Genomic DNA, 6,549 nt, shown 5'->3' with positions numbered 1-6,549 from the left:
TTATCATTTCAAACGCTGGTGTGAGGATGGTTCATGGGAAAAATTGTGGGTTTATTTGTTGAAGCACTATAAAAAGTATTTGGATATGTCTAGTATTCAGATAGATGGTTCAAAAACAAGAGCCAACAGAGGTGGACAAGCAGTGGGATTTAATCATAAACATTCCAAAGCAAGTACTAATTTAGTATATTTATGTGATAATCAGGGGATATTAATAGCTATTTCAGAACCTGTTAGTGGAAATCATCATGACATGTTTCATTTCTCACAACATTTTAAACAACTGATAGTTTGGCTTGAAAAAGCTGATATTTCCATAGAAGGTTTGTTCTTGAATGCTGATGCTGGATTTGATAATGATATTTGTAGAAAAACTTGTGAAAAGTATCAAATAGAAACTAATATTGATTTTAATAAAAGAAATACACAAAATAATCAACTTTGTCATCATTTTGATGAAGTGCTATATCAAAGAAGATTTGTTATTGAAAGAACTTTTGCTTGGATGGATGCTTTCAAAGCTCTTTTGATTAGATATGAATACCTTGCTAAACATTGGTTCTGTTTTAATATTTTAGCTATGATTGTTATTTTTTCTAGATTCATTAAATGTTAAACAAGTTCAATTTTATTATACTCAATATCCAAATATTTTAATTTTTTTAACTTAAAAATAGCTTTAGGCAACATTGTAAGTTGATTCAGATTTAATGTTAATTCTCTCAATTCATGAAGGTTTCCTATTGAAGATGACAATTCTTTGAGTCTGTTCTTTTCTATATGTAGTTTTCTTAATTTTTTTAACTTAGTTAGGCTAGGTAGCGTTTCTATCTTATTTATACCTAGATGCACCTCACGCAAGTTGGAAAAGTTTCCAATCTTTGAAGGAAGTTTTTCTATATGATTGAACGTCAAATTAAGACTTCTTAATTTTTTTAAATAATACCAGTCATTTGGCAACTTTTTTAATTCATTTCGAGATACATCTAAATGATGCAAATTTTTAAAGAAATCACCTTTATGTAGCATTTTGAGTCGATTTCTTGATAAATACGAGTTTTTTAAATTTATCTTATTTTCAAAAATATCTGGCAGAGATTTCAACTTATTATTCATGAGAAATAATGTTTCCAGTTTTGTCAGATTCCTAATTGTTTTTGGTACTTTTTCAATGTAACTGTTAGAAATTTCAAGTATTTTAAGATTAACAAGGTTTCCTATCCCATCAGGTATTTCCTCTAAAGAAGTGGTTTTGATTTCCAATTTCTTAAGCTTTTTTAGAGTGTTTATGCTCTCAGGGTATTTTTCTAAATCCCGTCCACATAAAACAAGATGCTCCAACTGTTGAAATAATACTAATTTTTTAAGATATTTAGGTATATCGAATAATTTTAGAATTTTAAGGGATGGAAGGTGATGAAGGATGCTCCAACTACTAGTATCACATTTATCATGGATATGAATTTCCATTATATCTGATAGAGGCATATTAACATCCCACTGCTCTTTTTCAAACTCTAACCCAAAAACACTTATTGAGTCTGAGCGTAAAAAAGAGATAAGTTTTCCTCCTATGGCTACAGAGACCCCAAAATAAGACTCAAACTCTTTTGGATATCCTTTTAGTAATAAAAGTCCTAACTTAAAATTGGTTTCATCCTGGCTATTTATCATACCAAGAATATTATTAAACTCATGAATTCTCATACAAACATTATTTTTTAAGTTTTAGATATTGTTAGTCTCTTTGGTTGCAACAACAGACTATCATTTTTCAAGTTTTTCATGAAAAATTAATTCTATGAATTTTTCTGAAACAAATGATATGCATCATTTTTATACCTTTAAACAGAGTATAAAAATCAAAATTTTCTAAAATGAATGATTTTTTAGTCTATTAATAGACTAAAAAATAGAGGAGTTAATATTGAGCTTTGAAAACTATACCATAACACTAAACAGATTTAGGTGAGTAATTTAAACTGTAGGTTTAAATGGGGGTTAGTGTTAGCGTAAAAATAATACGTTTTAATTCATAATTCCAACTGTTTTTCTTTTAATTTAAATTTACAGCAAGTATTAATGATGTCAACATTTTTTAATTTATTGCTTTAGAGTTCAGGAAAATTTTTATTTGGCTTAAAAACTACTTTTTATAAATTAAATATTCCTGTAAAACATCTCTGAAGCTATAGTAAGTCTAATGTTTTTAGTAATAACTCAGCAGGGTTAGTTTTTACTTTAATTTTATTGGTCTGACCATTTAAAGAATTTATTCACAATTTTCTCATCTGTGATACCTAATTTATTCAGCATCTACCTGTTTTGCTCTTCCCTTTTTTCTTGTTCCACTCTTATAGTTTGTAATTGAAATAATTTTCTCCATAAATTCTATGTATAATATGATAAAAACATATTTATCATATTATATGTTTTAAATATAAAAGCTTATTAATGAGTTGTTTATTTATAACATAATGTAAATAAACCAAATTATTAGTAAAAGTATCATACCACTTTCGTATATTTAAATTAAAGTGATAAAATTTTATGTGGCTTGATATTGTCAATATCGAACGTAGAATTAATAGTTGCTATCCTATTTATGAGATATTAGATGCTTATAAGAAAAGGACTGCCTTACAACCAGGAAAAAATAGATACACTCGTTATGCTAAAAAATTTATGATTTTTTGTGTAGAACGTAACCTAAAAGTATCACAATTAGCTATTGAAGCATTTATTGAAAAAGAAAAAATAACAGCCCCATCAATAATAAATATACTAAACTTTTTTATAGATTTTTGTACACAACATAATATTATTGAATTTGATAACCAAGTTAGATTTAAAGGAGAGCATGTATTGGTTTTGAAATATTTGGCTCAGAATGATTTCAGAAATCTAAGAACTAAGGTCAATTATCAAAATAATATAAATGCATTCTTAAGATACCTACTAGAAAAAAATGAGAGTTTTACCAGTCAAACAGTACTAAGATACTTAGGAGAAGGCATAAGTCGTGGTTTGAGTTTATTTACTATTAATACTGTACTGGCAAGCATTAAATCTTTTATAAATTGGTTGCTCAAAGATTTAGAACTCATGGAACAAATAAGAGTATCTCGAAAAAAAGAGTTTATAAAAATATTGGCAATCAAAAGATACAAATTACCTCCTAATATTTGCTGGAAAGATAGTTTAAGCAAAGATCAATGCAGTGAATTGTTAAAAAAGATGACCAACTTTAAACATAAATTGGCTTTTAGCTTTCAAGTTTGTGAGGAGATGAGAGCTTCTGAAGTATGTAATTTAAGATTAAAAGATATAGATTTTGGAAGAAACACTATTCAAGTTGTTGGAAAAGGTTGTTATATACCAAAAGAAATATGGTTACTACCACAAACCAAACAAGTGTTAATTGAATATCTCATGAGAAATAAAAGAAGAAAAGAAAGTAAACTTTTTGATAAAATGTCCTATCAAAATTTATATAAGTTAGTTGATATACCATACTTAAAACCATTTGCTAGAGAAAATAAAATTAAATTAAGTCTTCATAGTTTAAGGCATACTGCTGCCCAAATTATGGTTGAAAAAGGGTTAGATAGTGAATATATACAACGTCAATTAAGGCATGTTGACATTGAAACCACAATGATTTATATCAAAAAATATGTTTATGCAAACTTCTTAAAGGAAATGCCTTTTGATATTAATGATGGATAATCTTAAAAAATAATAAGTTATGGATTCTATTAATATACATAATGAAAAAAAGCATGAATTGGATGAAAATATCAATTTATATGCTCAAACGTTAAAAAAAGAAGACCCTAAAAAAATAAGTTTTCTCAGGAAATTCCTAACATTTTGTATTGAAAATGAAATAATAGTAAATAAAGCCTCTACTGAAGAATTTATGAGAATACGAGGATACAAAAGTCAACCTGGCGTAACTTATTTAAATGTCTTCAGGAAATTTTGTGAAAAAAATGAATTAAAAGGGTATTGGTATCAATTAAAAAAACCAGCTAACAATAAAAGTAAACACCCACTTTTATTAAAATATATTGCTGAATGTGAATTGACTAATGAGAAAACAAAAAAAACATATTTTTCTATATTACATTCTTTTTTTATTTATTTAGCTGAAAGGAATATACCATTAAGTGTAGAATCCTTCAATAAGTATCGTCAAACGTGTTTATCAAATAATCTAAGCGTATTTACACTCAATGTATATCTAGCTGCCATAAAATCTTTTGGAAGATGGTTAATGGATAGAGATGATTTAAAGGATGAAACAACATTACAATTTAAAAGAAGTTTCATGTATCTATCATCTGCAAGAAGCTATAGAGTAAATAAAGATCGATATTATAGCAAGACTCTAAGCAAAGATGAAAGAGATGCTGTTATGGATAAAATAGAATCATTAGAAGAAAAACTGGTTATATCTTTACAAGCTTATGAGGGACTAAGACCAAGTGAATTAAATGGATTACTAGTAGAAGATATAGAATTACATACAAACTATGGTTTTATGAGAGTTTTTGGCAGAGGAGAAAAACAAAAGATTAGAATTTTTAAGGTTACAAGCATTCTATTACAAAAATTTATTGGTGAAAGAAAAGAGGGATTTTTATTTGAAAAAATGACTCACGGAAAAGTTTATAAAATAGTAAAAAAGCATCTTCCAGAATATAAACCTATATGTCTAAGACACACTGCTGCCCAAATTATGGTAGATAAGAATATGCCCATAGACTATGTCAACATTCAAATGAGGCATGCTTCAATGGCAACTACTTATCTTTATGTTGCTGAACAAAATTACAAGAGATTTTTAGAAAACAGACCAAGTGATTTGTAGGTATTAGCTTAAAAATTAAAAATAGTATTTTTTTTATATTAAAAATCCGATAAATAATTTTTATTGGATTTTTTCTTTTTTAATTGTAAAATTTTATAGATTTTTTATAACAAATACTGATTTCTTACCTTCGTGATTTTAAAAAAATAGTATTTTTTTTATATTTAAAGTATATACGTTTTACAGACATAATTTTTCAATTAACATATTTTTGTTTCTTTTGTGGTAAGTATAAATTTATTACTTATGGCTTCTAAGAAAAGGTTAGAATGGTTTTTAGTTGATATATTGAAAACCTTTATCAATGACTCTCAAAAAGGTAGAAGGTTACAAAAAAATGGTAGTAAGATTAGAATTGGAACTATCAAACAATATGAATTTGTTTTACTTGCTCTTCAAAAGTTTGAACAAGCTAAAAATATACCAATTCGGGTAAAAGCTCTCAATACCACAAATCAACGAATTATCAAGACTGAACAGAACTATTGGAAGAAGATCTATAAAAAACTTCTTGATTATTTCTATGATGATTTAAAATACTACGATAATTATGTAGGCACAATTTCTAAAATCATCAGAAGTAGCCTAATATATTTCCAAGAAAGTAAAGGAATATCGTTGGGTAGTTTTTATAAGCTTTTGTATGTTCCCAAAGAAGAAATACAAATAGTTGTTCTAAGTGCTGAACAATTAAATTTCTTAATTTATAATAAAGATTTTGAAGCGAGTCTTAGTTCCGATTTACAAATCATCAAAGACATTTTTGTTTTTGGCTGTACTGTTGCTTTAAGGTTTTCTGATTTGATGAATCTATATCCTCACAATTTAGAACAAACAGGAGATAAATATTATTTGAAGGTAATTTCTAAGAAAACTCAAACAGCAACAAGAGTTTTACTTCCCGAATATGCCAAAGATATTTTATTGAAATACAAAAATGATAAAAAGCAAAAAACACTTTTGCCTGCCTTCTCTAAAAATCACTTAAATTTAAAAATAAAAGAACTTGCAGAAAAGGCTGACTGGGTTACTCCGCTCTTGCGTACTCGCAATAGAAGAGGTGAACCCATCACGCAACAAAAAAGTAGAGGAAAATCTTATCGATTCTGTGATAGTCTTACAACCCATACCATGAGACGAACAGCTATTACGACCATGTTGAGTTTGGGTTTGCCCGAATATATGGTTCGGAAAATTTCGGGACATGCTCCCAACAGTAAAGAATTTTACAGATATGTACAGATAGCTCAAACTTTTATGGATGATGCCATACAAGCTATCCATCAAAAGCTTTCTGAGCAAAAATAAATATCTAAAAGTATAATAATCTTATCTTGCATACTCAAATAATGTAAACTATTTTTTTAAACTTTATTATAAAGAATCCGTTCAAGAAATAATAGTTTAAAAAACATCCATCAAAAAATACTGGTTGTATAAAGCGAAAATAATTCTAAATATAAAAAAAGTACAATTATTTCGAATAATATTTGAATATATATTCATAACAATAAAAAAATACTTTTTTTGAGTAAAAATTACTTTTTATTGCTATTTTTGTAATGATAAAAACGTTCTTTAATTTATTGATTTTTCGGATAGTTAAATACATTTCATTACTATCCCTTTGGTATGGAACAACCTAATAGACAATATACTAATAGTGAGGCGTA

General features: G+C 27.1%; 6 protein-coding genes (2 of these 6 cut by a window edge). 4 read left to right on the top strand and 2 right to left on the bottom strand.

The annotated features are described in order from the left end of the window. Positions 1–7, bottom strand: partial view of a hypothetical protein gene (locus AD998_21165; GenBank protein ID KOY84380.1) — the beginning only. Its footprint begins 830 nt before the window's first position; 7 of the gene's 837 nt are visible here — the first part of the coding sequence; the start codon lies at positions 5–7; its stop codon lies beyond the left edge, outside the window. Between AD998_21165 and AD998_21160 the strand changes: the two genes are divergently transcribed. Then, on the top strand, positions 1–616 hold the 3' portion of the coding sequence (locus AD998_21160) for a hypothetical protein (protein KOY84379.1). 26 nt of this gene lie to the left of the window's left edge; only the last 616 of its 642 coding nucleotides appear in the window; the start codon falls outside the window, past its left edge; its stop codon occupies positions 614–616. The two genes, AD998_21165 and AD998_21160, sit on opposite strands and share 33 nt — an antisense overlap. On the opposite strand, the gene AD998_21155 is transcribed toward AD998_21160, so the two are convergent. Continuing rightward, on the bottom strand, positions 613–1,707 hold the full coding sequence (locus AD998_21155) for a hypothetical protein (protein ID KOY84378.1): 1,095 nt from the start codon (positions 1,705–1,707) through the stop codon (positions 613–615). The genes AD998_21160 and AD998_21155 overlap by 4 nt on opposite strands. A gap of 843 nt (positions 1,708–2,550) precedes the next feature. Between AD998_21155 and AD998_21150 the strand changes: the two genes are divergently transcribed. From AD998_21150 to AD998_21140, 3 genes are all read left to right on the top strand, one after another. Continuing rightward, positions 2,551–3,729, top strand: a complete 1,179-nt coding sequence (locus AD998_21150; GenBank protein ID KOY84377.1) for a hypothetical protein — start codon at positions 2,551–2,553, stop codon at positions 3,727–3,729. Between the two features lie 19 nt (positions 3,730–3,748). Beyond that, entirely contained in the window at positions 3,749–4,876 is a 1,128-nt protein-coding gene (locus AD998_21145; protein KOY84376.1) for a hypothetical protein, read from the top strand. A gap of 246 nt (positions 4,877–5,122) precedes the next feature. After that, on the top strand, positions 5,123–6,184 hold the full coding sequence (locus AD998_21140; protein KOY84375.1) for a hypothetical protein: 1,062 nt from the start codon (positions 5,123–5,125) through the stop codon (positions 6,182–6,184). Positions 6,185–6,549: the final 365 nt, after the last annotated feature.

It is taken from the genome of bacterium 336/3, assembly GCA_001281695.1.
Taxonomy (GTDB): Bacteria; Bacteroidota; Bacteroidia; order Cytophagales; family Thermonemataceae; genus Raineya.
Note: the sequence above shows the minus strand (reverse complement) of the source record. Positions and strands in the feature narration are given on the sequence as shown.

What these genes read in the sequence shown, in the direction of transcription:
- AD998_21155 (KOY84378.1), bottom strand. Translation starts at nt 1,707, where the DNA reads ATGAGAATTCATGAGTTTAATAATATTCTTGGTATGATAAATAGCCAG.
- AD998_21150 (KOY84377.1), top strand. Translation starts at nt 2,551, where the DNA reads ATGTGGCTTGATATTGTCAATATCGAACGTAGAATTAATAGTTGCTAT.
- AD998_21145 (KOY84376.1), top strand. Translation starts at nt 3,749, where the DNA reads ATGGATTCTATTAATATACATAATGAAAAAAAGCATGAATTGGATGAA.
- AD998_21140 (KOY84375.1), top strand. Translation starts at nt 5,123, where the DNA reads ATGGCTTCTAAGAAAAGGTTAGAATGGTTTTTAGTTGATATATTGAAA.